Source organism: Spirillospora sp. NPDC000708 (assembly GCF_040299565.1).
Taxonomy (GTDB): Bacteria; Actinomycetota; Actinomycetes; order Streptosporangiales; family Streptosporangiaceae; genus Spirillospora.
In genome coordinates, this window is the sequence record NZ_JBEPCJ010000140.1 from 1 (window position 1) to 19,119 (window position 19,119).

21 protein-coding genes, 1 tRNA gene and 1 other annotated feature are annotated in these 19,119 nt (G+C 71.4%); of the genes, 11 read left to right on the forward strand and 11 right to left on the reverse strand.

The window, feature by feature from the left end:
- Nucleotides 1-190 precede the first annotated feature (190 nt).
- From ABT299_RS49080 to ABT299_RS49090, 3 genes are all read right to left on the reverse strand, one after another.
- On the reverse strand, nt 191-2,512 hold the full coding sequence (locus ABT299_RS49080; RefSeq protein ID WP_500255029.1) for a chaplin family protein: 2,322 nt from the start codon (nt 2,510-2,512) through the stop codon (nt 191-193).
- 132 nt (nt 2,513-2,644) lie between these two features.
- The gene (locus ABT299_RS49085; RefSeq protein ID WP_500255030.1) at nt 2,645-3,418 is read right to left on the reverse strand and encodes a hypothetical protein; all 774 of its coding nucleotides are present in this window, start codon (nt 3,416-3,418) and stop codon (nt 2,645-2,647) included.
- Between the two features lie 100 nt (nt 3,419-3,518).
- Nucleotides 3,519-4,829, reverse strand: coding sequence for a M20/M25/M40 family metallo-hydrolase (locus ABT299_RS49090; RefSeq protein ID WP_347256859.1), 1,311 nt, complete (start codon nt 4,827-4,829; stop codon nt 3,519-3,521).
- Nucleotides 4,830-4,951: 122 nt separating this feature from the next.
- Between ABT299_RS49090 and ABT299_RS49095 the strand changes: the two genes are divergently transcribed.
- Nucleotides 4,952-5,037: transfer RNA gene (locus ABT299_RS49095), tRNA-Leu, on the forward strand.
- Here ABT299_RS49095 and ABT299_RS49100 read toward each other — a convergent pair.
- Nucleotides 5,002-5,697, reverse strand: a complete 696-nt coding sequence (locus tag ABT299_RS49100; protein ID WP_500255031.1) for a hypothetical protein — start codon at nt 5,695-5,697, stop codon at nt 5,002-5,004. The genes ABT299_RS49095 and ABT299_RS49100 overlap by 36 nt on opposite strands.
- Here ABT299_RS49100 and ABT299_RS49105 point away from each other — a divergent pair.
- On the forward strand, nt 5,687-5,989 hold the full coding sequence (locus tag ABT299_RS49105; RefSeq protein WP_500255032.1) for a hypothetical protein: 303 nt from the start codon (nt 5,687-5,689) through the stop codon (nt 5,987-5,989). The genes ABT299_RS49100 and ABT299_RS49105 overlap by 11 nt on opposite strands.
- Nucleotides 5,691-5,821: a sequence feature (AL1L pseudoknot), on the forward strand. Its footprint overlaps the gene before it by 131 nt.
- Nucleotides 5,962-6,531 (forward strand): integrase core domain-containing protein, encoded by a 570-nt coding sequence (locus ABT299_RS49110; RefSeq protein WP_500255033.1) that lies wholly within the window; start codon nt 5,962-5,964, stop codon nt 6,529-6,531. The genes ABT299_RS49105 and ABT299_RS49110 overlap by 28 nt, the downstream gene beginning before the upstream one ends.
- On the opposite strand, the gene ABT299_RS49115 is transcribed toward ABT299_RS49110, so the two are convergent.
- On the reverse strand, nt 6,462-6,755 hold the full coding sequence (locus ABT299_RS49115) for a DUF1330 domain-containing protein (protein ID WP_500255034.1): 294 nt from the start codon (nt 6,753-6,755) through the stop codon (nt 6,462-6,464). The genes ABT299_RS49110 and ABT299_RS49115 overlap by 70 nt on opposite strands.
- Nucleotides 6,756-6,944: 189 nt before the next feature.
- Between ABT299_RS49115 and ABT299_RS49120 the strand changes: the two genes are divergently transcribed.
- Nucleotides 6,945-7,847, forward strand: coding sequence for a LysR family transcriptional regulator (locus ABT299_RS49120; protein ID WP_500255035.1), 903 nt, complete (start codon nt 6,945-6,947; stop codon nt 7,845-7,847).
- Nucleotides 7,848-8,069: 222 nt separating this feature from the next.
- Here ABT299_RS49120 and ABT299_RS49125 read toward each other — a convergent pair whose 3' ends face one another.
- Nucleotides 8,070-8,213 carry a hypothetical protein gene (locus ABT299_RS49125; RefSeq protein WP_500255036.1) on the reverse strand — a complete coding sequence of 48 codons (144 nt, stop codon included), beginning with the start codon at nt 8,211-8,213 and terminating at the stop codon, nt 8,070-8,072.
- 396 nt (nt 8,214-8,609) lie between these two features.
- Here ABT299_RS49125 and ABT299_RS49130 point away from each other — a divergent pair, with 396 nt between their 5' ends.
- Both ABT299_RS49130 and ABT299_RS49135 read left to right on the forward strand, forming a co-directional pair.
- Nucleotides 8,610-9,485, forward strand: a complete 876-nt coding sequence (locus ABT299_RS49130) for an SDR family NAD(P)-dependent oxidoreductase (RefSeq protein WP_500255037.1) — start codon at nt 8,610-8,612, stop codon at nt 9,483-9,485.
- A gap of 9 nt (nt 9,486-9,494) precedes the next feature.
- The gene (locus ABT299_RS49135; RefSeq protein WP_500255038.1) at nt 9,495-9,980 is read left to right on the forward strand and encodes a MerR family transcriptional regulator; all 486 of its coding nucleotides are present in this window, start codon (nt 9,495-9,497) and stop codon (nt 9,978-9,980) included.
- A gap of 590 nt (nt 9,981-10,570) precedes the next feature.
- On the opposite strand, the gene ABT299_RS49140 is transcribed toward ABT299_RS49135, so the two are convergent.
- On the reverse strand, nt 10,571-11,719 hold the full coding sequence (locus tag ABT299_RS49140; protein ID WP_500255039.1) for a lactonase family protein: 1,149 nt from the start codon (nt 11,717-11,719) through the stop codon (nt 10,571-10,573).
- Between the two features lie 599 nt (nt 11,720-12,318).
- Between ABT299_RS49140 and ABT299_RS49145 the strand changes: the two genes are divergently transcribed.
- From ABT299_RS49145 to ABT299_RS49155, 3 genes are all read left to right on the forward strand, one after another.
- Nucleotides 12,319-12,618 carry a hypothetical protein gene (locus ABT299_RS49145; protein ID WP_190860486.1) on the forward strand — a complete coding sequence of 100 codons (300 nt, stop codon included), beginning with the start codon at nt 12,319-12,321 and terminating at the stop codon, nt 12,616-12,618.
- A gap of 138 nt (nt 12,619-12,756) precedes the next feature.
- A complete protein-coding gene (locus tag ABT299_RS49150) occupies nt 12,757-13,206 on the forward strand; it encodes a hypothetical protein (protein ID WP_500255040.1) in 450 nt (149 codons plus the stop codon).
- A 163-nt stretch (nt 13,207-13,369) separates the two neighbouring features.
- Nucleotides 13,370-14,356, forward strand: coding sequence for an MBL fold metallo-hydrolase (locus ABT299_RS49155; protein WP_500255041.1), 987 nt, complete (start codon nt 13,370-13,372; stop codon nt 14,354-14,356).
- A gap of 4 nt (nt 14,357-14,360) precedes the next feature.
- On the opposite strand, the gene ABT299_RS49160 is transcribed toward ABT299_RS49155, so the two are convergent.
- Complete coding sequence (locus ABT299_RS49160) at nt 14,361-15,809, reverse strand: beta-N-acetylhexosaminidase (RefSeq protein ID WP_500255042.1); 1,449 nt, start codon at nt 15,807-15,809, stop codon at nt 14,361-14,363.
- Between the two features lie 201 nt (nt 15,810-16,010).
- Nucleotides 16,011-16,661, reverse strand: coding sequence for a TetR/AcrR family transcriptional regulator (locus tag ABT299_RS49165; RefSeq protein ID WP_500255043.1), 651 nt, complete (start codon nt 16,659-16,661; stop codon nt 16,011-16,013).
- 51 nt (nt 16,662-16,712) lie between these two features.
- Between ABT299_RS49165 and ABT299_RS49170 the strand changes: the two genes are divergently transcribed.
- Nucleotides 16,713-17,120: a DUF4440 domain-containing protein gene (locus ABT299_RS49170; RefSeq protein ID WP_500255044.1), complete on the forward strand. Its 408-nt coding sequence runs from the start codon at nt 16,713-16,715 to the stop codon at nt 17,118-17,120.
- 22 nt (nt 17,121-17,142) lie between these two features.
- On the opposite strand, the gene ABT299_RS49175 is transcribed toward ABT299_RS49170, so the two are convergent.
- The gene (locus tag ABT299_RS49175; RefSeq protein WP_190855546.1) at nt 17,143-17,346 is read right to left on the reverse strand and encodes a DUF7489 domain-containing protein; all 204 of its coding nucleotides are present in this window, start codon (nt 17,344-17,346) and stop codon (nt 17,143-17,145) included.
- Between the two features lie 202 nt (nt 17,347-17,548).
- Complete coding sequence (locus ABT299_RS49180; protein ID WP_500255045.1) at nt 17,549-18,421, reverse strand: sigma-70 family RNA polymerase sigma factor; 873 nt, start codon at nt 18,419-18,421, stop codon at nt 17,549-17,551.
- Nucleotides 18,422-18,549: 128 nt separating this feature from the next.
- Here ABT299_RS49180 and ABT299_RS49185 point away from each other — a divergent pair, with 128 nt between their 5' ends.
- Entirely contained in the window at nt 18,550-18,963 is a 414-nt protein-coding gene (locus tag ABT299_RS49185; protein ID WP_387032276.1) for a VOC family protein, read from the forward strand.
- Nucleotides 18,964-19,119: the final 156 nt, after the last annotated feature.

A 19,119-nucleotide genomic window follows, 5' to 3' on the forward strand; every position in this document is an offset into this window, starting at 1 on the left:
GGTCCCGCCCCCCCCCGCCCTCCGCCCCGGGCGCGGGCTACGCGTTGGTGGCGGGCCCCGCGGCGCGGCTGTGCATCCCGGCCCTCCAGGCCCCGCTGGACCGGCCCTCACCCGCCGGCCGTGACCGGCGGGCGCGGGCCGGGCCCGGTCGGCGGCCGGCGGGAGCCGGCCGGCCGCGGACTCGGATCGGTCAGCCGCGCGCGGGGCGCCGGCGGCGGGTCAGCGCGACCGCGCCGGCGAACGCCGCGGCGATCGCCGCCATGCCGAGCCCCCACAGCGACCCGTCCTCGGCGGCGGGCGCGATCGGCGTGCGGTCGGCGACGGTCCGGACCGGGCCGAGGTCCTTCACGGCCCCAGGCGCCTGGACGGCCCCGGCGGGCAGCGCGGCCTTCCCCGCCACGGGCAGCTTGACCGCACCGGTCTTCGGGAGCTTGACCGCACCGGTCTTGGGCGGCTTGACGGCGCCGGTCTTGGGCAGCGTGACGGCGTTCGTCCCCGGCAGGCCGGTGTGCGGCAGCGGGTCGCCGGAGCGGGACGTGCGGGCGTTCGGGGCCACCGGAACGACCGGGGCCGCGGGCAGCGCCTTCGCGGCGTTCCCGGTCAGCGCGCCCGGGTTCAGCGGCAGCGTCGCGATCGTCATGCCGTTGCCGCCGGTGCCGGCGGTCCGCCTGCCGGCGGCGAGTCCGTTGAGCTTGGGCGTGAACTTCGGCGTCATGGCGCCGCCGAGCAGGGCGTTCACCGTCGGCAGCGAGCCCTGGACGGGCAGGCTCCGCACGCCGGGCAGCTGCGAGGCGGCGACCGGGCCCAGGGACGGGGCACCGGTCCGCTGCGCCGCGGCGGTCCGCTGCGCAGCGGCGTTCGGCAGCAGGTTCGTCGCGGACAGGACGTCCGAAACCGGGACGCTCTTGGTCGCGGGCACGCCGTTCACCTGCCCGACGACCCCGGACAGGGCCTGGCCGGCGTCCGGCAGCCCGGTCACCGGCAGCCCGGCCGCGGGCGAGCCGGTCGCGGGCAGGCCGGCCGGCCCGCCGTCGCGGTGGTTCGCGGTGGCGGGCAGCTTCGGCAGGACGGGCAGCCCAGGGTTCACCGGCAGCGGGGCCGGGTTCTGGCCCGCGGACCGGGCATAGGGGTGGTACCCGCCGAAGCCGGGGCCGTCCTGGCAGTGCCCGAGGGCTCGGCCGACCACGGCGCCGGCGTTCCCGCACGCGTCCACGGGAGCCTTCGCCGGGGCGTGGGCCTGGTTCCCGCCGCCGACGCTGCCGTTCCCGGACGTCCGGCCGCCGGCCCCCTGCGGGCCCTGGACCAGCGTCTGCCCGTTGCAGTGCGCGGCGGCCTCGCCGACGACCGCGGCGGCGTTGCCGCAGACGTCGACGGGCGCGGTGATCGGCGCGTTGCCCTGGTTGCCGCCGCCGACGCCGCCGGTGCCGGAGGTGTGCTGGCCGCCGCCGGAGCTGCTGCGCGCGTGCGCGCCGCCCTCGCAGTACGCGCCCGCCCGGCCGACCAGCGCCGCGGCGTTGCCGCAGACGGTCGCGGGGACGCTGATCGGCGCGTTCGCCTGGTTGCCGCCGAGGACGCTCGACACCCCGTCGGTCTTCTGCCCGCCGGACCCGTGCCCGCCGTTGCGCACCGACGCGCCGCCCTCGCATTCGGCGAGGGCGCCGCCGATCGCGTTGCCGCACACGTCCAGCGGCGCGCTGACCGGGGCGTTCGCCTGGTTCCCTCCGATCACGCTGTGCAGCCCGGACGTCTGCTGGCCCGCCCCGGTGCGCCCGCCGTTCTTGACGATCGCGCCGCCCTCGCAGCCGGCCACGGCCTGGCCGACGATCGCGACCGCGTTCCCGCAGACGTTCACCGGCGCGCTGATCGGCGCGTTGACCTGGTTGCCCGCGATGACGCCGAGCGCGCCGTTCGTCGTCTGCCCGCCGCGGCCGTGGCCCGACCCGCCGCCGTTGTGCACGGTCGCGCCGCCCTTGCAGCCCGCCTCCGCCTTGCCGATGATCGCCACGGCGTTGCCGCAGACGTCCACGGGCGCGGAGATCGGCGCGTTCACCTGGTTCCCGCCGATCACGCTGTGCTTACCGGACGTCTTCTGCCCGCCGGACCCGCCGCCGTTGACCACCGACGAGCCGCCCTTGCAGCCCGCGTCCGCCTTGCCGATCAGCGCGACCGCGTTGCCGCAGGCGTTCACCGGCAGCGAGACCGGCGCGTTCACCTGGTTGCCGCCACCGACGCTGCCTCTGCCGGAGGTGTGCTGGCCGCCTCCGCCGCCGCCGTTCAGCACGGACGCGCCGCCCTTGGACGCGCCGTGGCCGCTGCCGACGATCCCGGCGCCGTTCCCGCTGACCTCGACCGGCGCCGAGATCGGCAGGTCGACCTGGTTGCCGCCGAGGACGCTGCCGTCGCCGTTGGTGGCGTCGGCGAAGGCGTTGGCGGGAACGACGCTGACACCGAGGGCGACGAAACTCGCGGTGAGCGCCGCCGTGCGCGCGGTGCTTCTTGCCCACGTTCGCATGATGCTCCGTTCGGGGGATGAGGAAAGGAATGCCGAGACAGCGGTTCGGTCTCGGGAAAGGACACGCCTGACGGCACGCTCCGACCGGGCCCGAGCCGCACGGGCCCACGCCGGGAGCGTTCTGATCAGGGACTAGTCAGGCGCGAAGGAGGGCTCGTCCGCAGCGGTGCGGACGGCCGGGGGAACCGCGCCGAAACGGCGCGGAACGCAGGCTCGCGGCGGAACCGGAGCCCAGGGGAGAACCGTCGGCAGGCCGGCGGCGGCACCGATAGGAACACCGCCGCAGGTCGCCGAATGCGTGCCGGACTGGCCCGGCGCCTGGAAGGGCGCGGGGTGCCGCTCGATTGCACGGTGATGCCGGGTATGGGACGCCTGGCGCGTCCCGGAGACCGCCTGTGACCGGCCCGGCGACCGGTGCACCGCCACCGCGCTCCCCGCCGTGCGGCGGGGTGCGCCGTGCGCCTTCCGCGGACCGGTGGCCCTTTCCGCCGGCGCCGCGGCCTTCGCCGCTCGCGTCGGCCGTTCGGGCGCCGCCGGCTTCAGGGGGTCGACCGGCGCCAGTGCCTGCACGGGCGTCCGGTGCTTCACGGCCCCGGCCACCGACGGGAGCGGTGTCCGGGGGGCCTTCAGCACGCCGGCCAGCGCCGGAGCGCCGTCCGCGACGGCCGTGGCCGACGTGGCCGGGACCGTCTCACCGGCCGGTGCGGCCGGGACGGACGGCACCGGCCGGACGGGCGGCGCCGGAAGCTCGGCGGCGCGGGCGGTGGCGTGCTGCGCCATGCCGCCGAGGAGCCAGCCCGCGATCAGCAGGCCGGCGAGGACGAGCAGCCGCCGGGCGATCCGCCCGGTGACGGCACGGCGCGGCAGGACGGGGACCGCCCCTGCCCGCGCCGCGACACCCGCCACCGTGAGACCTCCGTTGCGACCGCCGCCCATCCCTCACGGGGCGGGCGGTTCCCTACGAACGGTGACGATAGCACCACGCATCGCATTGGCAACGGGAATTTCAAGACCGGTCGAGGAATTGGTCGAGAACGCGCGCTCCGAAGCGGAGACCGTCCACGGGAACGCGCTCGTCGATGCCATGGAACATTCCGGAAAAGTCCAACTCTGGGGGCAATTTCAGCGGCGCGAAACCGAAACACCGCATCCCCAGCCGCGCGAACGACTTGGCGTCCGTCCCGCCGCTCAGGCAGTACGGGACCGGCAGGGCACCCGGGTCCTCCGAGGTCAGCGCCGCCTCCATCGCCGCGACCAGCGCCCCCTCGTACTCGGTCTCCACCGCGTGGTCGTGATGCACGAATTCGCGCTCGACGCCCGGCCCGAGAAGTTCGTCCACCGTCGCGAAGAAATCGTCCTCGAACCCCGGCAGGAAACGCCCGTCCACCTGAGCCGTCGCGCTCTGCGGAATCACATTCGTCTTGTACCCCGCGTCCAGCCGGGTCGGGTTCAGCGTGTGCCGCAGCGTCGCCCCGATCATCCGCGCCAGCGGGCCGATCTTCTCCAGGGCCTCCTCCGGGTGCTCCGGATCGAACTCGACCCCGTACGCCAGGCACGCCCGCTCCAGGAACGCCCGCACCGTCTTCGTGAGCCGCACCGGGAACTCGTGCTCGCCGAGCCGCGCCACGGCCGCCGCCAGCGCCGTCACGGCGTTGTCGGGATGCACCATCGACCCGTGCCCGGCGGTCCCCTTGGCGGTCAGGTTCATCCACGCGATGCCCTTCTCCGCCGTCTCGATCAGGTACATCCGCTTGTCGCCCGGCACGGTCAGGCTGAACCCGCCGACCTCACCGACGGCCTCGGTGCACCCCTCGAACAGCTCCGGATGCTCGTCGACGAGCCACTGCGCGCCCCACTTCCCGCCGGCCTCCTCGTCCGCCAGGAAGGCGAGCACCACGTCCCGCGGCGGCCTGCGCCCCTCCCGGAGCCGCTGCCGCGCGACCGCGAGGATCATCGCGTCCATGTCCTTCATGTCCACGGCCCCGCGGCCCCAGACGCACCCGTCCGCGATCTCCCCGCCGAACGGGTCCCGCGTCCAGTCCTCCCTCCGCGCCGGCACCACGTCGAGGTGCCCGTGCAGCAGGAGGGCGTCGCGCCCCGGATCCTCCCCCTCGATCCGCGCGACCACGCTCGCCCTGCCCGGGTGCGACTCGAGGATCCGCGCCTCCAGCCCCACCTCCGCGAGCTTCTCCGCGACGTACTCCGCCGCGACCCGCTCGCCGGGTCCCGAATGATCTCCCGGATTGCTCGTGTCGATCCGGATCAGCTCCTGGCAGAGCCCGACGACCTCGTCCTCAGCGGTCGGCTGGTGGGCCACAGTGATCACCTTCGCGCTAGCCGTCCTCGTACCCCACCATCGTGCCCGCTCGATCGACTTCGCCGCGACTCGGCTCCTTTGGTATGGTGAAGCCCGCCGCAGCACGCTGCGGCCTGCGACCGGTCCGGGTGGCGGAATAGGCAGACGCGCTAGCTTGAGGTGCTAGTGCCCTTCACGGGGCATGGGGGTTCAAGTCCCCCCTCGGACACAAACCATCTGCACATGTGGAAGCCGGGGCCACCCTGGCTTCCACAAGTTTTTTCTCGGGGTAGTACGTCATCGTGAGCCCGAGCTTGGTGTAGAGATCCGCCTTGTCGTCCGGGCGCGCGCGCACGACCGCGTCGGCCAAGTCACCGGCCCGCCGCAGCAGCTCCGCCACCACATCCGGAGAGATCGTCTGGTCGGTGGGCACGGCACGGAACTCGCTTTCCACCCGCTGTCGTTTCTGTTCGGCCTCGTTGATCCACTTGGCGACCTGGACGGCGTCGGCACCGGCGTTCAGCGCCAGGTGTCCGCCCGGGCGCAGCAGGCGGAACGCGGCGGGCAGGAACGAGCGGGCCTGGAAGGCGCTGTTGACCAGGACGTCGGACAGGCAGGCCGGGCATGCGACACGGGCCCGGCGGGCTCTCGTTCCGGTGTCGGTCGCGGTGGCGCCGGGCGTCGGTGGTGTCGCGATCACCAGGGAGACCTGGCCGAGGTGGTCGGCGATTCCGCGGTGCATCTGGTCGGCGCGGTGCGCCGACCCCGGACACTGCTGGCCGTCGCGGCGGGACGGCTGGTCGGTGGTGTCGTCGGGACAGAGCCAGACGGTCAGCGGCCACCGCGCACCGGTGGCGGGCGTCGGCTTGGGCCGGTCGGTGTTGGTCATTCTTCGCGGCCGAGCTCGACCGGCCACACAGGTACTGATCGCGTTCGTCGACGCGTTCCGCAAGGTGTTCGGGGTCGAGCCGATCTGCCCGGTGCTGTCCGAGCACGGCGCCAAGATCGCACCGTCCACCTACTACGCCGCTAAGTCACGTCCGGCCTCGGCCGACCGTGACGAACGACTCAAGACCGAGATCACCCGCATCTTTGAGGCCAACTACCGGGTGTACGCAAGGTCTGGCGGCAGGTTCAGCGCGAGGGAGATGTCGTGGCGCGTTGCACGGTCGAGCGGTTGATGCGCGAGCTGGGCCTGCACGGTGCCCGCCGCGGCCGCAAGGTCCGCACCACCGTCCGCGACGACGGGCACCAGCGGGCCGCCGACCTGCTGCGCCGCGACTCCCTCGCGCAGCCCGAACCGCCGCTGGGTCGCCGACTTCACCCAAGTGGCCACCTGGCCACCTGGGCCGGCGTCGTCTACGTCGCGTTCGTGGTCGACATCTTCTCCCGCCCCGTCGTCGGCTGGGCAGCGGCGACCAGCAAGCGGACCCGGCTCGTGTTGGACGCGCTGGACACCGCATTGATGGAGTCGGCGATCGGGCGCTACAAGACCGAGCTGATCAAACCGGGTGGCCCGTGGAAGAACCTGACCGGTGTCGAGCTGGCCACCGCCGAGTACGCCGACTGGTACAACACCACCAGGCTCCACGGTGAGATCGGCCACCATGTGCGTATCGGTGACGGATGCTCCGCGATGGCTGGGCTCGCCGGTCAGTCGTTGCCTTCGATGATGCGGAAGTCGCGCTCGAAGCCGTCGGGAAGGGCCACCAGCGCCTTCTGATACGCCTCGCTCTCGTATGCCGCGACGGCCTGTTCAAAGCTGTCGAACTCGACCAGAACGACGCGTTGCGTGATTCCGGCCTCGTGTGCGACGACCCGACCGCCACGGGACAGGACGCGCCCGCCCCCAGCCTGGATAGCCGCACGGGCCAGCTCGCCGTAGGCAGTCAGCCTCCCAGGGTCGGAAATGGGCGGGTAGACACTGACCCAGTAGCCCTTGGCCATGGAAACCTCCTGTGTTCGGCCGGACACGTCCGGCTTCGAATTGACACTTAGAGCGATCGATCCCGGCGACGGGTACTGCGGTCGGCCGAATCGTCATATGCGCAGGTTAGGGCTCGATATGCGATCGAGGGAAAGACCGATGCGGGATAGACTCAGAACGGATCGTTATCAATCGGCGGGGGAGGGTACGTGGCGCCGGACACGGTGAGCCTGCGGTACTTCCTGGTGCTGGCGCAGGAGTTGAACTTCACCCGCGCGGCCGCACGGATCGGTATCGCACAGCCCGCGCTCAGCGCCCGGATGCGCCGATTGGAGGCGGAACTCGGCACGGCTCTGCTGGTCCGCGACACGCGTAGCGTCGTATTGACCGCGGCCGGTGCGGCTTTGGCGGAGTCAGCGCCGCCCGCGCTGGCGGCGTTGGACCGGGCATGGGAGACCGCCCGCAGCGCGGCGGCCGGTGAACTGGGCACGCTGCGCATCGGATACAGCCTCAGCACCGGGGCCGAGACGGTACCGGCCCTGGTGGACAGGCTGATTCGCGGTAGCAGCGGACTCGAGGTCGGCGCGGTCCCGATGGCGACACCGGAGATCTCCCCGGCGGTCGCCGACGGCCGCATCGATGCCGGGATCACCCGCGGTGAACAGCCGGGCCGCGGCGTGCGCCGGTTCCTGCTGCGGCGTCAGCGCGTCGGGGTCCAGCTGGCGCAGCACCATCCGCTGGCCGAACACCCGGAGATCGAGATCGCCGACGCGGCCGCGTATCCGCTGCGGCTCCCGGACCGTGCGGCCAACCCGGTGATCCACGATCAGCTGTCCGCACTGTTCCAAGACACCCGACCACACCCCCGATTGCACACGCCCGCGGTCTCTTTCGACATGTCTCAGCGCGACCTGCGCGACGGGGTCACCCTCGCCCCGGCCGGAGAAGCCGCGGCCACGGCACAACCGGCCGGTCTCACCTGGCGACCGCTGCGGGGCGCGCCCAGCCTGACGATCCACCTGGTCCTCCCACGCGAGCAGTCGCCACTGCAACGCCGCATCCGTGCCGTCGCCAAAACCCTGGCGCACGAGCTGCACTGGCTGCCGGACTGACGCACCTGCACACCGATACCGGCTCCATCACCCACGCCCCCAGCGGCAAGTGGGTACCCGACGGCGTCCTCGATGCCTGCACCGCGTTCACCGCGGCACTGGACGACGCAACGGTGTCCGAGCACGACCTGGCCGACCATCTGCGGACGCTCGCCCCCACCTCCGCCGCGCTCGCATCCGCGAACGACCAAGGCGCCTGGTCTGCGTGCCAGTGCCTGTTACTCAATGTTGCACGACCGAACCGTCATCGCGCACTTCGTAGACCTCGATCCGGTTGGTGGTCCACGGGTCGGTGGGCTCGACCTCACTCCACGACTCGGACAACAGCCGACCACGAAACACTTCGACCACGCGTTCTTCCTTCATGCCGCGGCAGCGGGAGCAGCTGGATCCTGCCGAGCGACTCGCCCACGTCTCGACCGTGCTGCGCTGCCCACTCCCTCCTCTCCGGTTCAAGGCACCGAGGCCGGATCGGCTGCGGCTTCTGTCCGCCCTTAGGCCGCGAGCCCGTGCGGTCTCCCTTCGGCTTCCGGGCCAGTCACCTCGGGCCCACCGTGACCATCAGAGCCGGTCGCTGAGCGACGCGGTGATGACGGCAATTGCTGTCGAGGAGCCGTTCACCGACGAGTTCCTCCCCAAGAGGCGACGTACGGCTCGGCAGGCTGACCGGGGCGGTGAACGCATCGGCAGGCGGACCGTCGACGAGCGGCGGCGGACGACGCGCTTGCGTTCGAGCGCGCTCGAACTCCTAACGTCACCGGCATGACATCTCAACCAGGGACTCAGCGGACATGGATCATCACCGGCGCGTCGGCGGGCTTCGGCCGTGCCATCGCCGAGCGCGTGGTCGGGCGGGGCGACAACGTGGTCCTGGCCGTGCGGCGGCCCGGGTCGGTGGCCGACCTCGCGGACGCCCACCGCGACCAGGTGCTGGTCGCCGAACTCGACGTGCGTGACACCGGGCCCGCCGGGGACGTCGTAAGGTCGGCGGTCGACCGGTTCGATCGGGTGGACGTGCTGGTGAACAACGCAGGCCGCGGGGTCGTCGGCGCGGCCGAGGAGGTCGGCGAGGAGGAGCTTCGTGCGTCCTTGGAGCTGCACCTGCTGGGTCCGGCGGCGCTCGTGCGGGCCGCCCTGCCGTACTTTCGCGAGCAGGGATCGGGCACGATCGTGCAGATGAGCAGCCAGGGCGGGCGCATCTCCTTCCCCGGTGTCGGCGCGTACTCGGCCGGCAAGTTCGCGCTCGAAGGCTGGTCGGAGGCACTGGCCGGCGAGGTCGCGCCGTTCGGGGTCCGGGTGATGATCGTCGAGCCGAGCCGGTTCCGCACCTCGTTCAACGCGCCCGACGTGCTCGGGGTCGCCGACGCCAGCGCCGCGTACACCGGGCTGCTGGGGGCCGTCCGCAACGACATGGCGAGCGCCGACGGGATTCAGGAGGGCGATCCGGTACGGGCCGCGGAGATCATCGTGGACCTGGTCGCCGGGGACGAGCTGCCGCTGCGCCTTCCGCTCGGGCGTGAGGCGGTCGAGCGCATCGGAAGGTCCTACCGGCAGAACCTGGAGGAGCTCGAACGCTGGGCCCCTGCCGCGCGTGCCGCAGACTTCCCCGGCGCCACCGCATCCGCCCGGCCGATCTAGAGTGCAGCCATGGCCACGGACGATCTGATGTCGAGGGCGCTCGCCGCCCTCGACGAGGTCGACGGCCCGATGTCGGTCGAGGTGATCCACCGCCTCGTCGACGTCAGCGCCGCCACCGACCCCATGACCATCACGCAGGTCGCCGACCTGCTCGACATGTCGCCGCACACGCTGCGCTACTACGAGCGGATCGGGCTGGTCGAGGTGGGCCGCGACGCCAGCGGCCACCGCAGCTACGACGCGCGGGCGGTACGGAGACTGGTGTTTCTGACCCGCATGCGCCTGTCCGGGATGGCCATGCGCGACCTTCAGCACTACATGCGGCTGGCCGACGAGGGCGACGACACCGTCCCCGAACGCCTCGACCTACTGCTCGAACACCGCGACACCATCCGCCGGCAGCTCAAGGAGCTGACCCTGTCGCTGGCGGCGACCGAATACAAGATCGCCACCTACGGCGGCCACACCGGCCCGTCGTCAGCGGAAAAGGCCTGACCCATTCGGCACCGAACCGCGCCGAATGGGTCCACCGCGAGCAGTCGGCAAGGTCACCCGTGTCTTCATCACTTGAGCGAAGACAACGGCGATGAAGAGGGCCCTTCATGCGTCCTGAAGGCCCTCCCCTCATCTCGTGCTCCCGCATCGGCGAGCACGGGATGAAGACCAGGTCACAGGTCGGAGGGTTGCAGCCCTACCGGTCGGTGAAGGCGAGGGCTGCGAGGTCAGGGGGCTGGATCCGGCGAGCGATGAAGGCGCAGGTCAGCGCCGTGGGGGTTCAGGTCCCCGGATTCGCCTGGTCGCGGTGCCACCCAACCGTCCGCCGGCATGGCGGGCGCAACGACCGCGGCGCCTGATGTGAGCTTTTCCGGGCCGGACGCGGCAGCAGAGCCTCGGCACCGCCTCGCGTCAGTCAGCGAAGCTCCGCTGGCACGCGCGGACGGTGGCGGCGAAGTCGGCCTCGCTGGCCAGGGCCGGGAGAGCGAGCCGCGGGGAGATGGCCCCGCCATCGGCGCCGCAGGCAGAGCAACGGCCGCATGCCGCCCGGCCGGTCCCGGTCGATGCCGCCGGGACCGGCCGGGGCGGCGTCAGGATGCCGCGATTCCCTCCATTCCGATGCCGTTGGCGAATCGCGGCAGGCCGGTGGCCGTGGTGACCAGCCTCAGGGATCCGTCGCCATTCACGGCGTAGCCCTGCACGTTGCCCGCGGTCGCGTTCTGTACGTAGAGGAATCGACCGCTCGCGGTCATGTCGATGGTTCCGCCGCCGGGGATGGTCGCGGCCGTCCCGTTGAGCAGGACGGGCTTTCCGTTCTTCACGCGGTAGGAGCTGACCGTGGAGCTGGCGGTGTTGGCGACGTAATAGAACTTCCCAACGCGCTGGATCCAGCACGAGGCCTGCTGCCCGTTCGGCACCGGCGCGCCGATCCGGCGGAGCGAGCCGCCGCGGTCGAGTCGGTGGCGGGTCAGGGTGTTGGTCACGGCCCCGACGAGGAGCAGCGTGCGCCGCGTGTCGAAGGTGAACGCAAACGGCCCGTTGGAGTCCGCGGTGCTGACCGGCCTTCTCGCCAGTCGGCCGCCATGGCCGACCCGGAAGGTCAGGACGGTGTTGTTGGTCTTGGTGGTGACCAGCACGAACCGGCCGTGCGGGTCGACTCCCACCTGGGCCGGGGACAGCAGGAAGTTCGGCCGCTCGGGATTTCCGAGGTCCAGCGAGCGGTGGGCTCCCGCGATCGGGTGCAGCCGGTCGTGTCCGAGGCGGAATCCCTGTACGGACCCGTCGCCGCCGGCGTTGAGCACGTAGACCAGGCCGTGGTGTACCGCGATGCCGACCGGCAGCAGACCGCCCGATCGGATCACCTGGAGCCGCTCGAGTTCGGTCCCGCGGACGCGGAACAGGGTGACGGTGTTGCTGCCTGCGTTCACGGCGAACAGCAGCCTGCCGTCGTAGACAAGCGAGCCCTGGGACGCCAACGCATCGGTCGGCGCGCCGGCAACGGCACCGCCGTTCCCGCCGGTCTTGAACTCCCCGGCCGCCTTGAGCCTCCCGTTGTCGGCCCGCTTGAACACCCGGATCGTGTTGCCACCGGCGGACTTGGGCTTGTTCGTCTGGACGAAGACCGCGCGCGCGTGGTCCATGCCCCAGTGATGGCTTCTCCCGTCCGCGGTGGCCCGTCCAGTGCCGGCCAGCATCGTGGCAACCGCCAAGATCAGCGCAATTACCCCTTTGTGCCGCATAAAGCTCCTTTGCTCTGTCAAATCTGATGCGATCAAAATCGCGATACCACGGCAACCCCACCCCAAACATCCTCTCGCCCGCCCAGGGGAGACCCGATCGGACAAAATAGTATGACGAGATAAATAGGCATATATATGGCTCTTAAATGCGGCCGCCACACGTGGATGCGGCCGTCCGAACCGCCACCGGCCGGCGGCCTGCCGGTCGGGCTGAACGCTGCGGAGGTGGCGGTCTCAGCTTTCGGATTGGCGAGGGTGGCGATGACCCGCTGGAAGGGGACTGTCCCGAAAGACGACTCTGTCGCAGGGCGGGACGGCATGGGAGCAACCACGGCGGCGCGCCGTGCGCTACGACCGGCCCTCTTGCTGCCAGGGCCGGGGAGAGCGACGATGCCCCGGCGCGACCTCGGCGGATTCCGCTGATCCGGTGCAGGGTCGGGATCTAGCTGAAACGCCCGCGGAGTTCTTCCGGCGGGCGTTTTGTCCTTCGGGGGCGGCTCCAGGCGGGCGGGTCGTGCGGCCGGTCGGTGTGGTCGCACCTGCGTAGAGTGCCTGCATAGGGTATGGCTACACCTTTGTAGTGAGAGGTAACGGCCCCCATGAGGCTCGAGCTCACCAACTACGAGGCCCTGTACGGCTGGGGCGTCGTCAATAACAGCGTCGCTTGGCATGCTCAGCGCAACCGCAAGCCCTCTGCCGCCGAGCAGGCGGTCGGGGACATCCTTTTCGCCGCTTACGACTGCCGGACCAGCACCACGACCACGGTCGAGCTCAGCGACGACGAGCGCGCGAGCCTCGCCGAGCTGGTCAGCGAACACATCGCGGCGTGGGTGAAGCGCGGCCAGGAGAACGCCGCGGCACCTCACCTGCGCTCGCTGCTCGTGAAGCTTGGCGGCTGACAAGGCGACGATGCCGTAGAGCTCGTGTGAAGGCTCCGATCCGTTCTTGCACCCTGCTCCGCCCCCGGGACTGTCTGTCCTGGACATAGAGGGCCGGGCTTCGGTCCGGCCATGGCGAGGGGTCAAAAGATGCGACTGATGGCGAAGATCACCACTACCGTCCTGGCGGCGAGCATCGCCGGCGCCGGGGTCGCCGCGGTGGCCGCTCCGGCGGACGCCGCGACCGGCTCGTGCGGCGCGGGATACCGCTACCTCAAGGGCAAGAACCACTTCCCGATCAAGCACGGCAAGAAGGTCGGCGGCTACGCCGACCTCTACTACAACGCCGGCAACGGGAAGAACTGCGCCATCGTCCGCGCCAGCGGATCGGGCGCGTCGCACATCACCGTGCTGCTCGCCAGGTACGACAAGAAGAACCACGCGCCGGAGAAGACCGTCGTCGACGGCTTCGGCAAGAACCAGAACTTCAAGTCCTACGCCGGGCCGGTGAAGATCTGGGCCAAGGGCCGCTGCATCACGGTCGTGGGGTCGCTGAAGAGGGGCTCGGTCTACTACCAGGGCGGCGCGACGAAGGTGCACTGCGGCTAGTCGGGGATGTGAAGGGCCCGGCTCGGGAGATGCACCTCGGGCCGGGCTCTTCTTCGTGGGCATTAAATCAGTGCGCTCGGGGGCGGGTCGGCCATTACGATTGCGGACGTTCGACCGCGGCGGGGAAGCGCCGTCCACGACTGCTCACGGAAAGGCGCTCTCGATGACGCGGGTCCCGGAGCTACTGCCCGAGCACCCTGAGCCGCTTGAGCGGGGGCACCCCTTCCGGCAGTGGAAGACATGGCGGATTCCCGGCGCCGAGCTGACGCTCACCGGCTACTCCCGCGCGAACGACAAGACCTTCTTCCACATCCCCGAGCTGCGGTGCAGCCTCGACGCGGGGCTTTGCGAAGGGCGGCAGGTGGACACGGTCTTCCTGACGCACACGCACCACGATCACTCCAAGGATCTGGATTTCCTGGCGTCCAAGGCGTCCGGCGTGGACATCTACCTGCCCGCTGAGGCGGTGTCCAACGTGGAGTCCTACCTGCGTGCGTCCGCCGAACTGAACCACGGGCCGGGATTCGACCCGACGCTGGCGGGAGGCCATCGCCTGCACGGCGTGCGGCAGGGCGATGAGTTCGTCTTCGGGCGCCGCGGGCACCACGTGCGGGTCGTGGAGTGCGAGCACAAGGTGCCCTGTGTGGGATATGCGTTCTCGGAGCGCCGCAAGGCGCTGCTGCCGGAGTTCGAAGAGCTGCGGCGGTCCCTCGCGGAGGAGGGGCGGGGCAAGGAATTCGGGCAGATCATGGCCCGGCGGCGCAAGGACGGCGTCGAGGTCGACGGGGTGGTCGACCGGCCGCTGTTCGCGTTCCTCGGCGACACGCATGTGAACGTGTTCGAGCGGAATCCGTGGCTCTTCGATTATCCGGTCGTCATCACCGAGTGCACGTTCCTGGACGACGCCGAATCAGACCGCGCGAACCGGGTCGGGCACACGGTGTGGAGCCGGCTCAGGCCGGTGATCGAGGCTCATCCGCGGACCCTGTTCGTCCTGACCCATTTCAGCCTGCGCTACTCGGACCGGGAGATCCTCGCGTTCTTCCGCCGGGAGTGGGAGGAGACGGAAGGCGGGCGGCCGGGCAACGTCCTGCTGTGGGTGCACCCGGAAAGCCGCCTGCCCGAGCAGCACCAGCACGGCGGGCGCTGAGGGGTCAGTTCGCCATCCGCCAGGTCTTGCGCGGTTTGCTGTGCATCCGTCCCGGGATGCCGGGACGCCGCTGCCAGGGGTGCGGGCCGCCGGGCGGGCGGTACCCGACGCCCAGCGCGTCCAGGCGGGCGTAGTGCGCTCGGTTCATCCGGCGCTCGAAGTCCTCGAAGTCGCGCTCGTCCGGGCCCGGTAGCCGCGACCAGGCCACTTCGGCGAACGCGACGAGGCGGGGGAACGCCTGGTAGTCCACCCGGCCGCGGTTCTCGACGACCTCGGTCCACAGGTTGGCCTGCGCACCGATGATGTTGTCCGCGTGGGGCGTGCCGGTCAGCCGGGGCGGTACGGGTTCGAACCGGTAGACGTCCTCGAGCGTGTGGACCCATCCGAACGGCACGGGCTCCTCGGGGCCGTGGGCCTGGGCGTGGTCGAGGTAGACCTCCTGCTGCGGGCACATCACCACGCTGTGGCCGGCCTCCGCGGCGGCGATCCCGCCCGAGTACCACCGCCAGCACATGACGGCGGCGCCGTCCGCCAGGCCGCCCTCCAGGATCTCGTCCCAGCCGATGAGGCGCCGCCCCCGCGCGGCGAGCCAGGAGGCGAAGTGGCGGATCATCCACGATTGGAGATCCTCTTCGTTCCGGAGCCCGAGTTCCCGGATGCGGGCCTGGGCCCTGGGCGACTCGCGCCACTGGTCCTTGAGGCATTCGTCGCCGCCGATGTGGACGAACCGGCCCGGAAAGATCGCCAGTACCTCTTCCAGGACGTCCTCATAGAAGCGGATCACGGCGTCGGTGGGGGCCAGCACGTTGCGGGTGGTGCCCCAGCCGGTCCCCACCTCCAGCGCGGCGGTGTCGACGACGTCGTCGTTGCCCAGTTCGGGGTAGGCGGCGATGGCGGCCTGGGAATGGCCGGGAAGGTCGATCTCGGGCACGACGGTGACGTGCCGCTCCGCCGCGTACGCGACGATCTCGCGCAGATCGTCCTGGGTGTAGAAGCCGCCGTGCGGGCGCTCGTCCCACAGCGCCGGCTCCCCCCAGCCCAGGCGGGTGCGCCGCCGCCAGGCGCCGATCTCGGTCAGCCGGGGGTGGCGGCGGATCTCGGCGCGCCACCCCTGGTCGTCGGTGAGATGCAGGTGCAGCACGTTCAGCTTGTGGGCGGCCAGCAGGTCGACGTAGCGCAGCACATCGTCCTTGGGCAGGAAGTGCCGCGCGACGTCGAGCATGAAGCCTCGCCAAGCGAAACGCGGCCGGTCCTCGATGGTCACGTACGGCACCATGACCGGCCCGCGCGCGCTTGGAGCGCGGCGAAAAGCCTCCGGCCCCAGCATCTGACGCAAGGTCTGGCGCCCCCAGAAGACGCCCGCCTCATCACCGCCCAGGATCTCGGCGCCGTCGGCCGACACGGTGAGCCGGTACGCCTCCGGCCCCAGCGACGGATCGACGTCGGTACGCACATCCCCGCTGAAAGGACCGGCTCCTCCGGTCCGTTCGACCCGGTCCGGGGCTGGTATCAAGTTCAACTCAGGCGCCACGCACTCAGTTTCCCCATAGAAGTCGTCCATTCGCCAGGGGACGGTCGGACGCGCACGCCGGGCCTTCGCCCTGTTCACCCGAGAGTTCGCTCGCGCTCGGATGCGGGACGAGGCGCGTCGAGGTCACCGCTCCGGTGCGGCGGTTCCGCGCTCGGCATCGTCCGGTCCGGCGGGATCGCTTCCGGCCGGGGCGGCGAGCGCGGCGAGGTAGCCGTCCAGGATCCGGATCTGCCGCTCGGGCGGGAACTCCTGGGGGCTGAACAGGGCCTGCACGACGAGGCCGAGCGTGAACGACAGGATCGCCGCCGCGAGATCGTCCGCGTCGGCGGACGGCAACTCGCCGAGGCGTTGCGCTTCCCTCACCTGGTGCCGGATCCGCTCGCGCGAGCGCGCGTAGCGGTCCGCATGCCCGGCGGCCAAGCCGGGATCCGCCAACGCGGCGTCCCACGAACCGACCCAGATGCGGTTGTCGGCGGCGGCCTGCGGCGTGGACGGCAGGATGTCCAGCAGCAGCGCGCGCAGCGCGGCGAGGCCGCCGGGCCCGGTGTCGTCCCTCCGGGTCGCCGTCCTGCGCTCGTCCAAGAGCGTCAGCGCGTGCGCGACCAGGTCCCTCTTGCTCGGGAAGTAGTGCGTGAGCAGGCCGGTCGTCGCGCCCATCTCGGTGGCCACCGCCCGCAGCGTCAGGCCGCCGAACCCCTGCGCGGCCAGCACCCGCCACACCGCCGCGGACACGTCCCGGCGCCGGGCCTCATGATCTCCCTTGTGGCGCGGCATGCCGCCAGAGTACATTCACATAACAGACGTTATTGAAATGAGGAGGTCCCCTTGGGCACCGACGTCAAGGCCGAGCTCGACGGGCTGATGCGCGCGCTCTTCGGCGCGTTCGGCAACACCGGCGGCACGGGGCCGGACCTCGCCGTCGTCCGCGAGGTGTTCATCCCGGAGGGTCTGATCATCAAGAACGTCGGGGGCGAGACCGTGATCTACGACCTCGAGACGTTCATCGCCCCGCGCGAAAGGATGCTCACCGACGGGACGCTGACCGAGTTCTCCGAATGGGAGGTCTCCGAGCGGACCGAGATCTTCGGTTCGATCGCGCAGCGGTTCAGCGAATACGGCAAGTCCGGTTACCGCGACGGCGAATGGTTCGAAGGCGCCGGCCGCCAGACGACCCAGTTCATCCGCACACCCAGCGGCTGGAAGATGAGCGCGGCCGCCTGGGACGATGTATAGCACCAGGTGAGGGCCTGTTCCGCTACTTCTTCGCCGGGTCGGAGCCGGGGTGCTTGACGATCCGGTCGCCGGCGCGCAGCGAGTCCCAGAGCGACCCCTTGACGCGGATCTTCTTGGTCTTGCCGTCGGTGAAGGCGACCTCGAGATAGTGGTAGAGATTCGACCCGTCCGGCATGTTGCGGGACTTGGCGGTGACGACGCCTTCCCACGCCTCGTTCTTGCGCATTCGCCGTGACCTGAACATGTGCCCGCCCTTGGTGGTGCGTCCCTTACTTCCTGTGACCAGGCTAAGGAGCCACGAAACGGGAGGCATCGGCCGCACGTCGGGTCCTGCAAATGCGACTTTAGGCTGAGACGCCGGACGGCCCCGACCAAGGTCGCAGGCCAGAACCGGAGGCCGGCGAGGCGGCGGCCCGCCGCGGACCGCTTCATTCCCGTTCCGTGCCGTTGGCGCGCAGGTAGACGATGTCGAGGTCGCGGAGCCGGTCCGGGTCGCCGTCGATGGCGATGCGCGTGATCCTTCCGTCGGCGACGGTGAACGAGAACAGGGCCATGGCCCGGCCGTGGCGGGTCCAGACCGCCGCGGGGACGCCGTCGACGAGGGCGAGCCGGGCGCCCTGGGCCCGTCCGGCGAAGAACGCCGCCACCTCGCGGGCGCCGCGGATCTCGCTGACCACGGCGTCCGGGTCGAGCAGCTCCAGCAGCGCGGTGAAGTCCCCGGCGCGGGAGGCGGCCAGGAACGCCGCGACGATCTCCTTCTTCGTGGACCGGGCGGCGGCGGACGCCTCGGCCGCCCCCTGCACCCGCCGCCGGGCCCGGCTGGCGAGCTGCCGGGCCGCCACCGGGGAGCGGTCGATGACGGGGCCGATCTCCCCGAACGGCACGGCGAACACGTCGTGCAGGACGAACGCGAGCCGCTCGGCGGGCGCCAGCGTGTCCAGCACCACGGTCAGCGCGACGCCGACCGAGTCGGCCAGCAGCGCCTCGTCCTCGGGGTGGTCGTGCACGGCCGGCCGGGCGCCCGGCCGCGGCGCGGCCGGCTCGGGCGGCAGCGCCCCGGCCGACTCCTCGCGCCGCGCCCGGCGCGCTTCGAGCATGTTCAGGCAGACGCGGGCGACGACCGTGGTCAGCCACCCGGCCGGGTTCTCCACCCCGCCGGTGTCGGCGCGGCCGACCCGCAGCCACGCCTCCTGCACGGCGTCCTCGGCCTCGCCGGCCGAGCCGAGCATCCGGTACGCCACCGCGCGCAGCCGGTCCTGATGCTCGGTGAACTGCTCGCTCAGCCAATCCTGCTGGACCATTCGTCACGTTCCTCCGTCGGGACCTGTCATACCGATTGACCGGCGGGACCGCGCCGATGTGACGTCCGGACGTCCGACCGGCCGGTCCGCGGCGGTCGCCGCCGACGCGAACACAAGGGAGAACAGGCATGAAGGCGCACGTCAGCTCGATCCTCCTCGGCGTCCAGGACATGGACCGGGCCAAGCGTTTCTACACCGAGGGACTCGGCTGGAAGATCAAGGACGACTGGGGCATCTCGGTGTTCTTCGAGTCGGACGGGGCCTCGCCCGTCGGCTTCTACGGCCGCGAGGGCCTGGCCGAGCAGGTGGGCACGAGCCCGGAGGGCAGCGGCTTCAGCGGGCTGGTCCTCACCTACGTCGTCCGCAGCGAGGCGCGGGTCGACGAGGTCATGTCGGAGGCCGAGAAGGCCGGCGCCACCGTCCTCAAGCCCGCCGGCGCGCTGCCGTGGGGCGGGTACGGCGGCACCTTCGCGGACCCGGACGGCTACATCTGGAGCCTGGCCTACAGCGCCGAGGGCAAGGACCAGCCGTACGCGGAGTAGCCACCGGTAAGGGTCCCGGGGGGGGGGGGGGGGCCGGGCGGGCCCGCCCCGTGGGGGCGGCCCCCGCGGGGGGGGGGTTTTTGGTGTTTCTGGGGGGGGGGGGGGGGGGTGGGGCGGGGGGGGCGGCCGTTGCGGGGGGGCCCCCGGCCCCCCCCG